Source organism: Pseudomonas sp. CCC3.1 (assembly GCF_034347405.1).
Lineage (GTDB): Bacteria > Pseudomonadota > Gammaproteobacteria > Pseudomonadales > Pseudomonadaceae > Aquipseudomonas.
Window position 1 is genome coordinate 5317709 of the sequence record NZ_CP133778.1, and the last position, 17163, is coordinate 5334871.

The 17163-nt window shown below is 58.2% G+C and carries 13 protein-coding genes and 1 pseudogene; 7 read left to right on the top strand and 7 right to left on the bottom strand.

The features are described 5' to 3' along the window. Positions 1-270: 270 nt before the first annotated feature. Positions 271-1338 (bottom strand): IS110 family transposase, encoded by a 1068-nt coding sequence (locus RHM56_RS23255; RefSeq protein ID WP_322241852.1) that lies wholly within the window; start codon positions 1336-1338, stop codon positions 271-273. A gap of 137 nt (positions 1339-1475) precedes the next feature. Further along, positions 1476-2453 (bottom strand): NADPH:quinone reductase, encoded by a 978-nt coding sequence (locus tag RHM56_RS23260; RefSeq protein ID WP_322236447.1) that lies wholly within the window; start codon positions 2451-2453, stop codon positions 1476-1478. Between the two features lie 159 nt (positions 2454-2612). Here RHM56_RS23260 and hemF point away from each other — a divergent pair, with 159 nt between their 5' ends. Next, complete coding sequence (gene hemF / locus RHM56_RS23265) at positions 2613-3527, top strand: oxygen-dependent coproporphyrinogen oxidase (RefSeq protein ID WP_322236449.1); 915 nt, start codon at positions 2613-2615, stop codon at positions 3525-3527. A gap of 22 nt (positions 3528-3549) precedes the next feature. Continuing rightward, on the top strand, positions 3550-4371 hold the full coding sequence (gene aroE, locus RHM56_RS23270; RefSeq protein ID WP_322236451.1) for a shikimate dehydrogenase: 822 nt from the start codon (positions 3550-3552) through the stop codon (positions 4369-4371). Positions 4372-4447: 76 nt separating this feature from the next. Here the strand turns inward: aroE and RHM56_RS23275 are convergent, their stop codons facing one another. Continuing rightward, complete coding sequence (locus RHM56_RS23275; protein ID WP_322236453.1) at positions 4448-6016, bottom strand: SulP family inorganic anion transporter; 1569 nt, start codon at positions 6014-6016, stop codon at positions 4448-4450. 161 nt (positions 6017-6177) lie between these two features. On the opposite strand from RHM56_RS23275, the gene RHM56_RS23280 reads away from it, so the two are divergent. The 3 genes from RHM56_RS23280 (at position 6178) to RHM56_RS23290 (ending at position 8024) form a co-directional block, all read left to right on the top strand. After that, entirely contained in the window at positions 6178-6504 is a 327-nt protein-coding gene (locus RHM56_RS23280; RefSeq protein WP_322236455.1) for a DOPA 4,5-dioxygenase family protein, read from the top strand. 162 nt (positions 6505-6666) lie between these two features. Further along, complete coding sequence (locus RHM56_RS23285) at positions 6667-7497, top strand: lipid II-degrading bacteriocin (protein WP_322236457.1); 831 nt, start codon at positions 6667-6669, stop codon at positions 7495-7497. A gap of 92 nt (positions 7498-7589) precedes the next feature. Further along, positions 7590-8024 (top strand): hypothetical protein, encoded by a 435-nt coding sequence (locus tag RHM56_RS23290; RefSeq protein ID WP_322236458.1) that lies wholly within the window; start codon positions 7590-7592, stop codon positions 8022-8024. Here RHM56_RS23290 and RHM56_RS23295 read toward each other — a convergent pair. Next, a complete protein-coding gene (locus RHM56_RS23295) occupies positions 8019-8174 on the bottom strand; it encodes a hypothetical protein (RefSeq protein WP_322236460.1) in 156 nt (51 codons plus the stop codon). The genes RHM56_RS23290 and RHM56_RS23295 overlap by 6 nt on opposite strands. A gap of 195 nt (positions 8175-8369) precedes the next feature. Between RHM56_RS23295 and betT the strand changes: the two genes are divergently transcribed. Next, the gene (betT, locus tag RHM56_RS23300; RefSeq protein WP_322236462.1) at positions 8370-10373 is read left to right on the top strand and encodes a choline transporter BetT; all 2004 of its coding nucleotides are present in this window, start codon (positions 8370-8372) and stop codon (positions 10371-10373) included. Positions 10374-10567: 194 nt separating this feature from the next. Here betT and RHM56_RS23305 read toward each other — a convergent pair. The 3 genes and pseudogenes from RHM56_RS23305 to RHM56_RS23315 all read right to left on the bottom strand — a co-directional run bounded on the left by RHM56_RS23305 (position 10568) and on the right by RHM56_RS23315 (position 15781). Further along, positions 10568-13629 (bottom strand): annotated as a pseudogene (locus RHM56_RS23305) (efflux RND transporter permease subunit). After that, positions 13626-14693, bottom strand: a complete 1068-nt coding sequence (locus RHM56_RS23310; RefSeq protein WP_322236464.1) for an efflux RND transporter periplasmic adaptor subunit — start codon at positions 14691-14693, stop codon at positions 13626-13628. Before RHM56_RS23310 ends, RHM56_RS23305 begins: the two are co-directional and overlap by 4 nt. Next, the gene (locus RHM56_RS23315; RefSeq protein WP_322236466.1) at positions 14690-15781 is read right to left on the bottom strand and encodes an efflux RND transporter periplasmic adaptor subunit; all 1092 of its coding nucleotides are present in this window, start codon (positions 15779-15781) and stop codon (positions 14690-14692) included. Before RHM56_RS23315 ends, RHM56_RS23310 begins: the two co-directional genes overlap by 4 nt. A gap of 221 nt (positions 15782-16002) precedes the next feature. Here RHM56_RS23315 and RHM56_RS23320 point away from each other — a divergent pair, with 221 nt between their 5' ends. After that, the gene (locus RHM56_RS23320) at positions 16003-17163 is read left to right on the top strand and encodes an AAA family ATPase (RefSeq protein WP_322236468.1); all 1161 of its coding nucleotides are present in this window, start codon (positions 16003-16005) and stop codon (positions 17161-17163) included.

The following is a 17163-nucleotide window of genomic DNA, read 5'->3' on the forward strand; positions in this document are numbered from 1 at the left end:
AGCAAGCTCGCTCCTATGTATGGACTCGCCCCCACTGTCAACCCGCTTTTGTTCACTGATACCCGGTTGCATCTATGTATAAGGCCTGTTTGATGAAGCCATAATCGGCTTCTGGCCAACATTTTATGAGCTCGCGATATGCCAATTACAGTTAGGCCTCAAGGGCCGGTAGGAGCGCAGGCATAAATTCGCGACGGTCTGACCTGTGATCAATGTTCTTAAGCATGGGTTGGAGCGGTTTACACCCCGGTGGCAGAACTCTTTAGATCCTTAACTCATCGCTGTCTCCTGGCCGTTGCTCACTTGGCGGCGATACGTTTGGTCGTTTTGTAACAGCACCCAGATGATGCGCAAGTTTCGGTTGGCTAACCGAACGGCCGCCTCTTTGCGACCCAACTTTGATACCCAGCGTTGCAAGCGCCGGTCATCTGGATCCTCTGAATCAGTGCGTACCTGTCTCAACACCGCGTGAGCGCCCTGAATCGCCAAGCTTCGCAAGTAGGCATCGCCATGCTTGCTCATCTTGCCCAATCGGACTTTCTCGCCGCTGCTGTGCTGCTTGGGCACCAAGCCGAAGTAAGCAGCGAACTGCCGCGCGTTGGCAAAGCGCTCAGGTTCGGTTTGTTTAGCGATCACTGCTGTAGAAATAATTGGGCCGATACCGCGTACGGTCATCAGCCGTTTGGCTGTTTCGTCATTTTTTGCCGCTGTTTCCAGTCGACCGGTCAGTACATTGATGCGCTCGCCCAACTGACTCCATTCGCCCAGTAACTCATCTATCAATTCGCGTAACAGGTCAGGCAATGGTTGGCTGGCATCCTCCAGAATCCGGGGGATAACCTGGCTGATTGCTGCTTCGCCCTGCGCCATGGCAAGACCATGCTCTAGCAACAGGCCGCGCATCTGATTACTCATTGCTGTGCGACGGCGCACGTAACCTTGCCGGACACGATGAAGAGCTTGCATGGCCAAGGCAGCAGCACTCTTGACCGGTACCGACGAGATATTGATATCTCGCCCTGCGCGCAAGATAGCCAGTGCATCGTTGCGATCGTTCTTGGGTCCGCTGCGGTGATTGGCGACATGCTGGGCTGGCAATATCCGGACAGGATTGCCTTGGGTTTTCAGTAATTGCGCCCATGCCTGAGCCCCCGGACCTGTCTCCACCAACACGGTTACGCTTGTTGGCAACTTGCGAAGAAACGTATGGAAGGCTTCGCGCGAAGAGATACGTTCTTCATACACGGTTACGCCATAAGCATCCTCGCCGGCTACCTGGAAGACCCTCTTGGCCAGATCTACGGCAATGATGGTGCATTTCGAAACATCGGTTGGCATCGACTGATTGGTCGTCGTATTCTTTTTCATGGTCTCGCCCTCGCTGTCGTTGGCTTCTAATAGAATGCCACCGTGGCGCACAGACGCCTCGGCTTGGGCGAGTCCATGTAATTACAGGGCGTTGGTTCGGGGAGAGGTTACGGCAGCAAAATCGTCGAGCCCGTGGTGCGGCGGGCCGACAATTCAATGTGCGCCTTGGCGGTGTCTTTCAACGCAAAGCGCTGGCTGATCTCAACCTTGATCTTGGCGCTGCGGATCATCTCAAACAGCTCATCGGCCATTTTTTGCAGGTTCTCGGCGTTGTTGGCGTAGCTCGCCAGCGTTGGTCGGGTCACGTACAGCGAGCCCTTCTGCGACAAAATTCCCAGGTTTACCCCGGTCACCGCTCCTGACGCATTACCGAAGCTGACCATCAGCCCGCGTGGCGCCAAGCTGTCCAGCGACGTGAGCCAGGTGTCTTTGCCGACGCCGTCATACACCACCGGGACCTTCTTGCCGCCGGTCAATTCCTGCACCCGCTGGGCCACGTTTTCATGGCTGTAATCGATGGTTTCCCAGGCGCCCAGTGCCTTGGCATGCGCGGCTTTCTCTGCCGAGCTGACTGTACCGATCAACTTCACGCCCAGGGCCTTGGCCCATTGGCAGGCAATCGAGCCAACACCACCGGCTGCGGCGTGGAACAGTACCGTTTCGCCGCCTTTTAACTCGTACGTCTGACGCAGCAAGTACTGCACGGTCAGGCCCTTGAGCATCACGGCGGCTGCTTGCTCAAACGAAATGTCGTCGGGCAGCTTCACCACATTCGCAGCAGGCAACACGTGCAATTCGCTGTTTGCCCCCAGAGGACCCGTGCCGTAGGCCACGCGATCGCCCACTTTAACGTTGTGCACGTCACTGCCGATGGCATCGACAAAGCCCGCGCCTTCATTGCCCAGGCCAGACGGCAGATCTGCCAGCGGATACAGGCCACTGCGGTAATAGGTATCGATGAAGTTCAGGCCGATGGCCTGATTGCGTACCCGCACCTGCTGCGGGCCCGGCTCGGCGGGTTGGTAGTCGACATACTCAAGCACTTCTGGGCCGCCGTGGGCCCGAAACTGGATACGCTTAGCCATCTGCACTGTCCTCGCTGAATTGACGAAGGCCCTATCCAACGCTTTACCGTGATCTTCGTCAACTGTGGCGAGGTCGAGTGCGGTGTTATGCTAGCCGCCCTTTGCCGCCGGCCCGCTCAGACGAAGTGCCGCGTAGCTTTGACCTAAAAAGGTGATGTCATGACTACCCGCACCGAGGCCGTAAAAGCCTACTTGCTCGACCTTCAAGACCGCATTTGCTCCGCTCTGGAAACCGAAGACGGCGGCACGCGCTTCGTTGAAGATGCCTGGGTGCGCCCAGCGGGCGGCGGCGGTCGTACGCGTGTGATCGAAAATGGCCACGTGATCGAAAAAGGCGGCGTCAACTTTTCCCACGTGTTTGGCAGCGGTTTACCACCCTCAGCTAGCGCCCATCGCCCAGAGCTTGCGGGCCGTGGTTTTGAAGCCCTGGGTGTGTCGCTGGTGATCCACCCGCACAACCCGCATGTGCCAACTTCCCACGCCAACGTGCGTTTTTTCATCGCTGAAAAAGAAGGCGAAGAGGCGGTCTGGTGGTTTGGTGGCGGCTTCGACCTCACGCCGTACTACGGCGTCGAAGAAGACTGCGTGCACTGGCACCGCGTGGCCGAGCAAGCGTGTGCACCGTTTGGCGCTGACGTGTACCCGCGCTACAAAGCCTGGTGCGACCGCTACTTCCACATCAAGCATCGCAACGAGCCGCGTGGCATCGGCGGCCTGTTTTTTGATGACCTGAACGAGTGGGACTTCGACACCTGCTTCGCCTTCATTCGTGCCATCGGCGACGCCTACATCGACGCTTATTTGCCGATTGTTCAGCGCCGCAAAGCCGACGCTTACACCGCCCAACAGCGTGAATTCCAGGAATACCGCCGCGGGCGCTACGTTGAATTCAACCTGGTCTACGACCGTGGCACCCTGTTCGGCCTGCAATCGGGCGGGCGCACCGAATCGATCCTGATGTCGCTGCCGCCGCACGTGCGTTGGGGCTATGACTGGAAAGCCGAGCCCGGCAGCGCCGAAGCGCGCTTGACTGACTACTTCCTGCAAGACCGCGACTGGTTAGCCAACGCCTGATATTGCCCGAGGAGCTTGCCTGATGGACCGTTACGTCGTTTTTGGTAACCCGATTGCCCACAGCAAATCGCCGGTGCTGCACCGCTTGTTTGCCGAGCAAACCGCGCAGTCGATGCAATACGACACGTTGCTGGCGCCGCTGGATGACTTCACCGGCTGCGCTTTGGAATTTTTCCAGCAAGGGCGCGGGGCCAATGTCACCGTGCCGTTCAAGGAAGACGCCTATCGGTTGGCCAACAGCCTGACGGCTCGTGCGCAACGGGCAGGCGCGGTCAACACCCTGAGCAAACTGGCAGACGGCACCTTGTTGGGTGACAACACCGACGGCGCGGGCCTGGTGCGTGACCTGACGGTGAATGCGGGTTTCAGCCTCAAGGGCAAACGTATTCTCATCCTCGGTGCGGGCGGCGCAGTACGTGGTGCGCTAGAACCGATTTTGGCCGAAGGCCCGGCCTCGGTGACCATCGCCAACCGCACGGTCGAAAAAGCCGAACTGCTGGTCGAACTGTTCAGCGATTTGGGGCCGGTAGCCGCCAGTGGCTTTGACTGGTTAAAAGAGCCGGTCGACCTGATCATCAACGCGACGTCGGCCAGTCTGGCTGGTGAAGTACCGCCGATTTCCAGCAGCCTGATCGAGCCGGGCAAGACCCTGTGCTACGACATGATGTACGGCAAAGAGCCGACGCCGTTTTGCGTGTGGGCCACCGAGCATCATGCGGGTCAGGTCATGGACGGCTTGGGCATGTTGGCCGAACAGGCGGCAGAAGCCTTTTACCTGTGGCGCGGCGTGCGCCCGGACACAGCCCCGGCGCTGGCCGAGTTGCGCCGCCTGCTGGCGCAGTAAATCCACTGTAGGAGCGAGCTTGCCTCGCGATCTGTTGATCTTCAAAAAGATCGCGAGGCAAGCTCGCTCCTACAGGTCAATCCTCAAACAAAATCGGGCAGTTATCTGCCCCTTCCAGCTTCATCAATTCCTCAACCACCTGCGCCCGCGCTCCGCGCAAGGTCAGGCTGCGGCCCAACCCCAGCAACCTGCGCGCCTCCTGGTGCAGCATCTCAACCCCCGAGTAGTCAATAAAGTTGATCTGCTGTGCCTCAACCACCACCCGCTTGCCATGGGTGCGTTGCAAGCGCACTTGCAGGTAATGGCTGGCGCCGAAAAAAATCGAGCCGCCGACCCGCAGAATCTCTTCATCCCCATCAAGCCACTGCTGAATACGCGGCCGCGAGGTGCGCTTGAGATAGAAAAACAGCGAGGCCAGCACCCCGGCATAAATCGCCGTTTGCAGCTCCAGCAGCAAGGTGGCGACGCAGGTCAGCGCCATCACCGCGAACTCGGCGCGGCTCACCCGCCATAGCGCCCGAATACCGCGCGTGTCCACCAGCCCCCAACTGATCAACAAAATACTGCCCGCCATGGCCGGGATCGGGATGTGGGCAATCAGTGCCGAGCCGGTCACGGCAAACAGCGCCACCCACAACGCCGAAAACACCCCGGCCAGTGGCGAGCGAGCCCCGGCTTCAAAATTGAGCCCTGAGCGGGTAAACGAACCCGCCGACAAATAGCCCGAGAACAGCGCGCCGACGACGTTGGAGACACCCTGCGCACGCACTTCTTGATTGGCGTCGAGCATCTGCTGCGAACGAACGGCTAACGAGCGGGCAATCGACAAACTGGTCACCAACCCCAGCATGCCCACCGCCACGGCGCTTGGCAGCAAGCGCAAAACGGTCTCGACATCCAGCGGCAACGGGCTAAAGGGCGGCAGACGGCCCACGAACGCTTGCACCAATTGCACATGGCCAAACACCTGCGGCGTCAGCCACACCGCCAGGCTTGCCAGCACCAGCGTCATCAGCAAGGTGGGCCAGCGTGGCAGCCACAGCTTAAGCACAGCCCCCAGCACCACCGTCGCCACGCCCAGCGCCAGCGAGGCGGGGTCGAAATCGCGAGCATGACGCAGCAACGTCAGCAGGCTGTCGAGGGCAGTGGCCTTGCCTTGCACATCGACGCCCAACACATTGGGCAACTGGCCCAGCGCAATCACCACCGCCGCGCCGAGGGTGAAACCGAGCACCACCGAGTGCGAGACAAAATTGACCAGCGCGCCAAATTTCAATAGGCCCAACAGCCACTGAAAAACCCCGGCCAGAAACGTCAGCAGCAGAATCAGGCCGATGTAATCCTGGCTGCCGGGCACCGCCAGCGGGCTGACGCTGGCAAACAGCACAATCGAAATCGCCGCTGTCGGGCCGCAGATCAAATGCCACGACGAGCCCCACAAGCAGGCAATAATCACCGGCACAATCGCCGCATACAGCCCGTACTCGGGGGGTAATCCTGCAATCAAGGCGTAGGCGATGGACTGCGGCAATGCCAGAATTGCCCCGCTCAGGCCAACCAGCGCATCTCGGCCAATGCTTGCGCGGGTCTGCTTGGGCAGCCAGTTTAAAAATGGCAGGATGTCAGCGCGGTTGGGCCGGGGCATAAGGCTCTCGTTGGACAGGTAAGCAAGGCAAAACCCTAGCATGTAGTCGCTGCCGATGAATGAAGGCTGTGTAAGGATCGCGCAGGGTTCAAAAAACGCGTTGCTACGCAACGCTTCGCAGCCTTCGGCAGCGACAACAGACCGTTTTTTAAGAGGCGCTTATGCAACGAATCAAGGGCTACCACGCCCACGTCTATTTTGATGCGAGCACCATCGACCAGGCGCGCACCCTGTGCGAAGAAGCGGCGCACCGGTTTGACATCAGCATGGGCCGCGTCCACGAGCGCCCGGTCGGCCCGCACCCCGACTGGAGCTGCCAACTGGCCTTCGGCCCCGAACTGCTCGGCATTGTCTTACCGTGGCTGGCCATCAGTCGGCACGGGCTGGTGGTGTTTTTGCACCCCGACACAGGGAATGATCTGTTGGATCACACCGATCATGCGATCTGGATGGGTGCGATGCGGCCGTTGAATTTGTCTATATTTTGATCTTTGGCGCACAGCGCTGCGCCCATGTTGTTGTAACTTTTCCATCTTGTTTATTTGCGGAAATATCCGACATTAATAACGGCGGCTTCGCTGTGGTCATATTTTGATACCAGGTCTAGGGTGTTTGAACGAAGTATTAATATTCCATAAGAAAGGCTAGTCATGAAAATCACGCTTCCTAATACCTATGTAACGGCTTATCCTGAAATGAGCCCGAACGGTCAGTTCAACCCTTCAGCTCCAAATCTAAATGCTGGTCAAAGCTTCCCGCCGGGCATGGCTAATCCTCTTGCCGCCTCGTTAAATACCAGAATTGATAATTACGCAACTCCAAATTATTTAGATGCTTTAAAAACGTTTTTTCAAAACCCAACGTGGACTATAGCTTTAGCAATTGAACTAAAGGCATTGGCTGCCGCAGATCAATTATGCGCAGAAGGTGAGGGTTTGACAAACTCTCTAAAAATGGTAGTTGATAGTATCGTCGGATGCCAGCAAATAAATGAGTACATAATTCGGTACCCTACCGGGGGGCGAGTTTTTTCTGGTGGGTATTTGTCAGGGTTACATGCTATACAACACGCTATTGATGGCAAGGGAGAAACTGCGACATTTCCAATTAATAATATCGGATTGAACGTGAATTTAGCGAAGATACCTGATGTGATGAATGTTATTAGAAATGCTCGACCTGTAGGGAAAAGCACAGTAGATGTTAGTTTTTCCTACGATGTCGGCAACGACAGTAAGGCATCTTGGCTTGTTCTGGGTCATATCACGCTGAGAGTAGTGGGTGAGGTAAATAAAAACTCAAGTGGAGACTGGTCATTTAATGGCGCTATTCGTGCTTACAATGATACATACGATGCTAATCCTTCAACTCATCGTGACTGGTTAGGAGAAAATCTTACGTTAGTTCTTGGTAAGGTAATGAAGCAGAGTTATACAATCGAAATTCCTGGTGAGATACCTGTTAATATGTTCGGGCAGTAATAAATTTTATTCACACTAAAGCAGCCATCAATGATGATAATTAGAGATGGGTTTTCTCGTGTTAATCAGAAGAGTGGAGGTTCAGTTTTAATATGGGGCAGATAAAATTTTTGTTAGGCTCGATTGTTTTATTAGTGCTGAGTTATATCTGCTTGTTCTTTGTTGCAGTTGATGTTCCAGAAAATTTTAGTGATTTGAATGATACCAATGGCGTGCCAGCAGTTGCTGTGTATGTTGCCCTGTTGCTGGTGATTTATTTTTTTGCAGTATTGCTAACCTGCTTGGGAGCTGTTGTTTCTATTAAAATTTCGAGGTGTTCTTTCAAGGTCAGAATGGCAGCGTTTATAGTGTTTAACTTTATGCTTGTCTTAGCTTCGTTGTTCACTGTTTTAGTGATTTCTGCGTATGTGTTTGGCACCTGGCTTGGTTATGTGGGTATTACGCTTGATTTGGCTGCTATCGCCCTTGTGGTTGCTTCGGCGCCTAGGCGATCAAAATTCATTGATGGGAGCGACCTTTCATCATAACGATGAGGCCAAAGCTATTTTGGCCTCATAACCGTCCGTCCCAATTTTTTTTTCATGCTTTTTATCCCTTCCCAATCCTCCTGAAATCAGCCCTCCAAAAATCCCCGGATAGCCCCGGGCCATAACGGCTGAACGTTCGTTCACGGCCATGTGTCATACCTTGTCATGAGCTAACGTAAGACGCGTGTAGCTAAGGGTTGCGATTAGTCCTCACACGCCATCCATGTTTAACTTGAACGATTGTTCAAGTTAAACGGTGGTCCGCTGCCCGCTCACAACAGGAGGCTAACCTTTGCCGAATTCGTTCTTTTTGATCCCGTTTCACCTCTATGAGGTGCACATCCAATGAGTGCACCTGCGACGTCGCAGACGTCTGTGATCCGTATGAATCCGCCGGTGTTTTACTTTGCCGCCGCGTTCATTCTGGTCTTCGGTATGGTGGTTATCGCCATGCCAAAAGCGGCCGGGGAATGGCTGCTCGCTGCACAGACCTGGGCGGCCAATACGGTCGGCTGGTACTACATGTTAGCGATGACCCTGTATCTGATCTTCGTGGTCGTCACCGCCTTGTCTGGCTACGGCAAGATTAAGCTCGGTGCCGACCACGACGAACCTGAGTTCAGTTACCTGTCTTGGGCGGGCATGCTCTTCGCCGCTGGGATCAGCATCACGCTATTTTTCTTCTGTGTATCAGAACCCCTCACCCACATGCTCGCCCCGCCTCAAGGTCCGGCAGGCACCGAAGCGGCTGCACGTCAGGCCATGCAGTTGCTGTTTCTGCACTGGGGCTTGCACGGCTGGGGTGTGTTTGCCTTTGTCGGCATGGCGCTGGCCTATTTCGCTTACCGGCATAACCTCCCATTGGCCCTGCGTTCGGCGCTGTACCCGCTGATCGGCAAGCGCATCAACGGGCCTATCGGCTATGCGGTGGATGGCTTCGGCATCATTGCCACGGTGTTTGGTCTGGGGGCCGACATGGGCTTTGGAGTGTTGCACCTCAACTCCGGCCTCGATTATCTGTTCGGTATCCCCCACACCCAATGGATTCAGGTGGGCTTGATCACCCTGATGATGGGCGCCGCCATTCTGGTGGCTGTCGCGGGCGTCGACAAAGGCGTGCGCGTGATGTCCGACATCAACATGCTGCTGGCCTGTGCGCTGCTGCTGTTTGTGTTGTTCGCCGGGCCGACCCAGCACTTGCTCAATACCTTGATCCAGAACATCGGTGACTACCTGGGCGCGCTGCCGACCAAGAGTTTTGATGTGTATGCCTACGATAAGCCAAGCGACTGGTTGGGCGGCTGGACCGTGTTTTATTGGGCCTGGTGGATCGCGTGGTCGCCGTTTGTGGGCCTGTTCATTGCGCGTATCTCCCGTGGCCGCACCATCCGCGAATTTGTGTTTGGCGTGCTGTTGATCCCGTTGGGCTTCACCTTGGCGTGGATGTCTATCTTCGGCAACAGCGCCATCGATCAAGTGCTCAACCACGGCATGGTTGCCCTCGGCCAGTCGGCCATCGACGATCCGTCGCGCACGTTGTACCTGCTGCTCGAAACCTACCCGTGGAGCAAAACCGTGATCGCCGTGACGGTGTTCATCAGTTTTGTGTTCTTCGTGACCTCGGCCGACTCCGGCACTGTGGTGCTGTCGACCCTTTCGGCGCGTGGCAACAACGCCGACGAAGACGGCCCTAAATGGCTGCGGGTGTTCTGGGGCGCGATGACCGCGCTGGTGACCAGCGCGCTGTTGTTCTCGGGCAGCATTGATGCGCTCAAATCGGCGGTGGTGCTGACCTCGCTGCCGTTCTCGCTGATCTTGCTGCTCATGATGTGGGGCCTGCACAAGGCGTTCTACCTTGAGTCGCAGAAACAAATCGCCCAGATGCACTCGCTGGCGCCGGTGTCGGCTTCGCGCCGTGGTCGTGGGGGGTGGCGTCAGCGCTTGAGCCAGGCCGTGCACTTCCCGTCGCGTGACGAGGTGTACCGCTTCATGGACACCACCGTGCGTCCGGCGATTGAAGAAGTGAGCGCTGTGTTCCGCGAAAAAGGCCTCAACGTCATCACCCAGCCAGACCCGGCCAACGACAACGTGAGCCTGGAAATCGGCCATGGCGAAGAGCACCCGTTCATCTATCAGGTGCAGATGCGTGGCTACTTCACGCCGTCCTTCGCCCGTGGCGGTTTTGGCAAAAAAGAGCAACTGCGCAACCGTCGTTACTACCGCGCAGAAGTGCACTTGAGTGAAGGCAGCCAGGACTACGACCTGACCGGCTACACCAAAGAGCAAATCATCAACGACATCCTCGACCAGTACGAACGCCACATGCAGTTCTTGCATTTGGTGCGTTGACCAACAAAACCCGCCCACCCCGGGCGGGTTCGCTCGCAGCCTTCGGTCCTCGGCAGCGACTACGGTGGGATGCGGCTTGCTCGTGTTGACCCCCGTCGCTGAATCATCAGCGTTCGGGCGTGCAAGCCTGATCACAGGGTTCTTTTGTAGCCGCTGACGAGGCACAGAGCCAGTGCGAGTTCGCTCCTGCCAGGTCAGTGCATGGCCGGTGGCGGGTTTTTGTTCTCCTTGATTTTGTACCAGGCCACGTACAGCGCTGGCAGGAACAACAGCGTCAGCAAAGTGGCCGAGATGATGCCGCCGATCATGGCGTAGGCCATCGGCCCCCAGAACACGTCACGCGCAATCGGGATCATGCCCAGACTGGCCGCCGCCGCCGTCAATAGAATCGGTCGGCGACGGTGTTGCGTGGCTTGCATCACAGCGTGCCACGGGTCGTAGCCGTCGCGTTCGAACTGGTCGATCTGGGTCACCAGAATCACCGAGTTACGAATGATGATGCCCACCAGCGCCAGAATCCCCAGGATCGCCACAAAGCCCATCGGCGTGCCCGTTGGCACCAAGGCCAGCACCACGCCAATCAGCCCCAGCGGAGCGACGCTGACCACGATGAACATTTTCTGCGCACTTTGCAGCTGGATCATCAGGAAGGTGGCCATCAAGAACAGCATCAACGGCACCACCTTGGCAATCGGGCCCTGGGCCTTGGCGCTTTGTTCCACGGTGCCACCGGTTTGTACCGTGTAGCCCTGCGGCAGTTTGTCGATGAAGGCGTCGATACTCGGTTTGAGGTCGCTCACCAGGTCGGTCGGCTGAATGCTGCCGCGCACCGAGGCCTTGAGGGTCACGGTGGGGATGCGATCACGGCTCCAGATGAGCGGCTGTTCCAGCTCATAGCGCACGGAAGCAAACGCCAGCAACGGAATCGACGTGCCGCTCGGTGTGGTGATTTGCAGGTTGAGCAGGGTTTCCGGCGTGCCGCGTTCGTTGCCGTTGGCCCGCCCGATGATGTTGATCAGGTAGATGCTGTCTTTGACCTGGCTGACGGTCGCGCCGGTAACGATGCTGTTCATCACTTGCGCCACGTCTTCGGATGACAACCCGAATTGGCGGGCCTTGTCTTGCGCGATGTCGATGCGCAGCACCTTGCCCGGCTCGTTCCAGTTGAACAGGGTTTCGCCTACGTTGGGGTTGGCGTCGAGGACGGAGGCCAGGTCAAGGGCGTATTTGCGCACCTTGTCGATGTTCGGGCCACTGACCCGGTATTGCAGCGGTTGCCCCACGGGCGGGCCCAGTTCCAGGGTGTGGACGTAACTGCCGATGCCCACAAAGTCTTCGCGCAGGCGTTTGTTGAGCCGATCGATCAGCACGTCGCGGTTTTCGAGGCCGGTGCTGACGATCACCAATTGGGCGAAGAACGGGTTTTGCAGTTGCTGGTCCAGCGGCAGGTAGAAGCGAATCGCGCCCTCGCCCACGTAGGTGCTCCAGCGCACGATGTCCGGGTCGCCCTTGAGTGACTCCTCAAAACGCTGGGTGACTTTGAGGGTTTCTTGAATCGAAGCGTTTTGTGGCAGGTTCAGGTCCACCAGAATTTCGGGGCGGTCCGAGGCCGGGAAAAACTGGTTCTGCACGAAGGTCATGCCGACCACCGACAGCAAAAACATCACCACCGTGGCGATGATGGTCAGCCAGCGGTGGGTCATGCACCACAGTAGGCTGGTGTCGAAGGCCCGGGCCAGACGCCCCGGTTTTTCGGACTTGGGTTTGACCTTTTGGCTAAGGATGTGCACGCCCAGCACTGGTGCAAAGAGCACGGCCACCACCCACGACACAATCAGAGCCACGGCAATGACCGCGAACAGGGTGAAGGTGTATTCCCCCGCAGAACTGCTGTTGAGGCCAATCGGCACAAAGCCTGACACCGTGACCAGGGTGCCGGTGAGCATCGGAAAGGCCGTGGAGTGGTAGGCAAACGTTGCGGCCTGTTGCTTGGTTTCTCCTAGTTCGAGCCGCGAGATCATCATCTCCACCGTAATCATCGCGTCGTCCACCAGCAGCCCCAGGGCGATGATCAACGCGCCCAGTGACACGCGCTGCATGGCGATGCCGGTGAACTCCATGAACACAAAGACCAGCGCCAGCACCAGCGGAATCGAGATGGCGACCACCATGCCAGCGCGCAGGCCCAGGCTGATAAAGCTCACCGCCAACACGATGATCACCGCTTCAAACAGCGCGCTGGTGAAGCCGTGCACGGCCACCTCAACCACCTCTGCCTGATTGGACACCATGTGCACGCCCACGCCGACGGGCAGTTCGGCGGTCAGTTCGTCGATGCGTTGTTGCAGTTGCTCACCGAACGCCTGAATGTTGCCGCCCGCGTTCATGGCCACCGCCAGGCCGATGGCAGGCTGGCCGTTGTAGTGGAACATCGGCGCGGCCGGGTCAACGTACCCACGGGTAATGTCGGCTACGTCCGCCAGCCGGTAGAAGCGGTTGTTGACCCGCAAGTTCACGGCCTCAAGGTCGGCCACGCTCTTGAACTGCCCCGATGCGCGCACGGACATGCGCTCGGGGCCCGCTTCAATCACGCCTGCGGGGGTCACGGCGTTCTGTTCTTGCAGGCTTTCGAGGATGTGTTGTTGGTCCAGGCCCAGGGCGGCCAGTTTGCGAGTCGAAAAGTCCAGGTAGAAGGTTTCTTCCTGCTCGCCAATGGTCATCATTTTGCCGCGATTGGGGATGTCACGAATCCCCAGGCGCACGTGCTCCACGTAATCGCGCAGTTGGCGCATGGTGAAGCCATCGCCGGTAAAGGCGTAAATCGTGCCGTAGACATCACCGAACTCATCGTCGAACCCCGGGCCTTGAATGCCCTGCGGGAAGTCGCCGCGAATATCGCCGATTTTTTTGCGCACCTCATACCAGATATTGGGGATGGCATCGGCTTTGGTGGTGTCCTTCAAAAACACAAACACCGTGGACTCACCCGGCCGGGTGTAGCTCTGCACGTAGTCCAGCGAGTCCAGCTCTTCGAGCTTTTTTCGATGCGGTCAGTGATTTGCAGCATGGTGTCATCGACCGTGGCACCGGGCCATTTGGTCTGGATCACCATGGTTTTGATGGCAAAGCTGGGGTCTTCTGCCCGGCCCAGATTGAAGTACGAAAAGAACCCGGCCAGCACGGCGACAAACATCAGGTACCAGACGAACGATTGGTGCTTCAGGGCCCACTCGGAGAGGTTGAACGTCCCATTCATAGCGAGCTTTCCTTGTCGAATCTGACGGTCTGTCCGGGGGTCAGGCTGTGAACGCCTGCGCTGACGACTTTGTCACCGCTGTGCAGGCCGCCCGAGAGCAGCACGGTATTGCCCTCGCGCCGCAACACGCTGACGTCGCGCGGGTTGACGGCGAGGGTCTGCGGGTCGATGACCCAGACCCGGGTGCGGCCGTCGACTTCTTGCAAGGCGGTGAGCGGCAACTGGAAGTGTTCGGCAATCGGGCTGCTGACGGTCACGCTGACCGAACTGCCGAGGCGAAAAGCCGGCGGGGTCTGGTCGAGTGTCAGGCGGGTGCGTCGGGTGCGCGTGGCGCTGTCGGCTTGTGGGGCGATTTCGCGTACATGGGCGGTGGTGTTGACGTTCGGGTCGAGCTGGCCTGCGACCAGGAACACGATGTCTTTGGGCAGGGCCTCAGCCAGTGGCCCTGGCAGGTCGATCACCGCTTCCTTGACGTTAGGCCGTGCCAGTGTGACGACCTCTTCGCCCACGCTGACCACCTGCCCGGCTTCGGCCTGCCAGTCGGTGATGACCGAGTCATGGTCGGCGCGCAGGTTGCAGTAACTGAGTTGGTCTTTGGCCTGATTGAGCGCCGCGACGGCTTGTTGCATCGACGCGTCAGTGGTTTTGAGGTCGGCTTGCGCCGCGTCGAGTTGCGCTTGCGCGCCTACGCCCTGATTGAACAGCTCTTGCTGACGGCGGGCATTGGCCTGGGCGTTGATCAATTGCGCCTGGACCTTGGCCAGATCGCCTTGGGCTGCGCGCACATTGTTCTGCTGATCGGTGGGGTCCAGGCTGGCCAAAATATCGCCTTCTTTGACCATCGCCCCGACATCGTAAAGGCGTCGCACAATACGGCCCGGCACGCGAAAGCCCAATGTGCTTTCGTAGCGGGCTTCTATATTGCCGGCAAAGCGCCCCAGGTTTTGCGCCAGCTCAGGTGTTGCCACCACGAACAGCACCGGCCTGACAGGCTCTGGTGGTTTTTTCTCAGAGCAGCCCAGCAGCAACACTGCGGCGAGCGGCACGATCCATAAGCGGCTCATAGCGCCATCCCTCCGGCCGGGACGGGGGTAATTTCGACCTGCATGCCGGGGTGTAGCAATTGCCCGCCTGCGACCACCACATTCTCTCCGTCCTTGAGGCCATCGTTGATGATCACGCTGCCGGTGAGGTAGCGCCCCACGGTGACGCGCTGTATGCGCACGTTGTTTTGACCGTCGACCACCCACACGGCAGGTTCCGAGACATCTTTGGTCAGGGCGGACCACGGCAGCTCAACGCTGGGCCGAGGCGCCGGGGTCAGGTTGACGCTGACAATCGAGCCTAACTCCATGCCCTTGGGCAAGGTGTCCAGTTGCACCTTGATTTGCAGCGTGCCGCTTTGCGCCGCCACGGTCGGGGTGATCTCGCGGATTTGGCCGTTGACCTTGATCGTCGGGTCGCTCAGCAATGTGACCTGCACAGTCGGGTCTTTGGGCGGCTCAATAAACAGCGACTCATACACGTTAAAGACCGCGTCGCGGGCGCCGTCACGGGCCAGGGTAAAAATCGGCATGGTGGCTTGCACCACTTGGCCGACTTCGGCCTGGCGCGCGGTGATGATGCCTGGCGCTTCGGCGACCAGGTTGCTGTAGCTCAGTTGCTCGCGGGCATTGGCCAACTGCGCCTGCGCGGCGGTCAGGGCGCTTTGGGCGCTGAGCTGCGCGGCGTTGGCGGCATCGTATTCGCTTTGGCTGGTGTAGCCTTTTGGCAGCAGTTTTTGCTGACGAATAAAGGCCGCGCGGGTTTGCACCACTTGCGCCTGTTGCGCATACACGCTGGCTTGCGCGGTTTGGACCTGGATTTTCAGGTCTTTGGGATCAAGACGGGCCAACACCTGATTGGCCTGAATGTGATCACCGACATCGACCTGACGCTCGATAATCTTGCCGCCAACGCGGAACGAAAGCTGCGTTTCGACCCGAGCCTGAATATCGCCGCTGAGTTGAATGGGTGGCGCAAACTCACGCGTGCTCACCTGCTGTACATAGACCCGTGGGGACAAAGGCTCTTTGGGGCCTTCTTTGCCACAAGCGGTCAGGAGCGCCAAAAGGCTTAAGCCCCAAACACACTTGACTCGTTGACCAGCCATGCAGACTCCTTTGCGTGATGCCGATTGACGGGACGATACGACAGACAGCGTAGAACAGGGTTTAGTGTTTGTGGGACTCTGTTTGCGCTCGGCTCCATCTAACCGTGGGAGTCTGGCTTGCCAGCGATTGCATCTGCGCGGTTTAACAGAAAAACCGCATCGCCTGCATCGCTGGCAAGCCAGGCTCCCACAGAGTGGCAATAACTTTTAGAGGTCACCCTATGCTCACCACTCTGGCGGTGGCCAATTACCGCTCCATCAACCAGTTAATCGTGCCGTTGGCCCGACTTAATTTGATTACCGGCCCCAATGGCAGCGGTAAATCAAATCTGTACCGCGCACTGCGCTTGTTGGCCGAAACGGCCCAAGGCGGGGTCATCAATGCGTTGGCCCGCGAGGGCGGGCTGGAGTCCACGTTCTGGGCTGGGCCTGAACATATTTCGCGGCGCATGAAGTCAGGCGAAGTGGCTGTTGAAGGCGGGCCGCGCAATAAGGTCAAACGCCTGCGCTTAGGGTTTGCGGGCGATGACTTTAGCTACGCCATCGCCCTGGGGCTGGCGCCACCCGAACATTCGGCCTTTACCCTCGACCCGCAAATCAAGCACGAGAGCATTTGGGTGGGGCCTTGTTATCGGCCCGCCAGTGAGCTGGTGGAGCGTGAAGGTCCGATGATTCGCGCCCGCGCTGAGCGCAGTTGGCAGGTGCTGGCGCAACATGCGCCGATGTTCGACAGCCTGTTCGATCAAGTCGGCAGCCTGCATGCCTCACCTGAAGTGCTGCAATTGCGCGAATCGATCCGTGGTTGGCGTTTTTATGACCACTTTCGCACGGACCCCGAGGCGCCGGTGCGTCAACCGCAACTGGGCACGCGCACGCCCGTGTTGCACCACGACGGCCGAGACCTGGCCGCCGCGCTGCAAACCATCATCGAAATCGGCGACCCCGAGGCGTTGCACAGCGCCATCAGCGACGCCTTCCCCGGTGCGCAGCTAAAAATCAATTTCATGCTCGGTGGGCGCTTTGCCGTCGAGTTTTATCAAGAGGGTTTGTTGCGACCCCTGTCGGCGGCAGAGTTATCGGACGGTACTTTGCGCTATCTGCTGTTGGTGGCCGCCTTGCTCACCCCGCGCCCACCGACGCTGATGGTGCTCAACGAACCCGAAACCAGCCTGCACCCCGACCTGCTGCCCGCGCTGGCGCGGTTGATTATTCGCACTTCGCACCATTCCCAGGTGTGGGTGGTGTCACACGCCCGGCGTTTGATTGCCGCCTTGCAGCAAGACCCGGAGTGCAACTGCATCGTGCTGGAGAAAAACCTCGGTCAGACCGAGGTGGTGGGGCAGCGAATGCTGGATCAGCCGGCTTGGCATTGGGCGGATTGA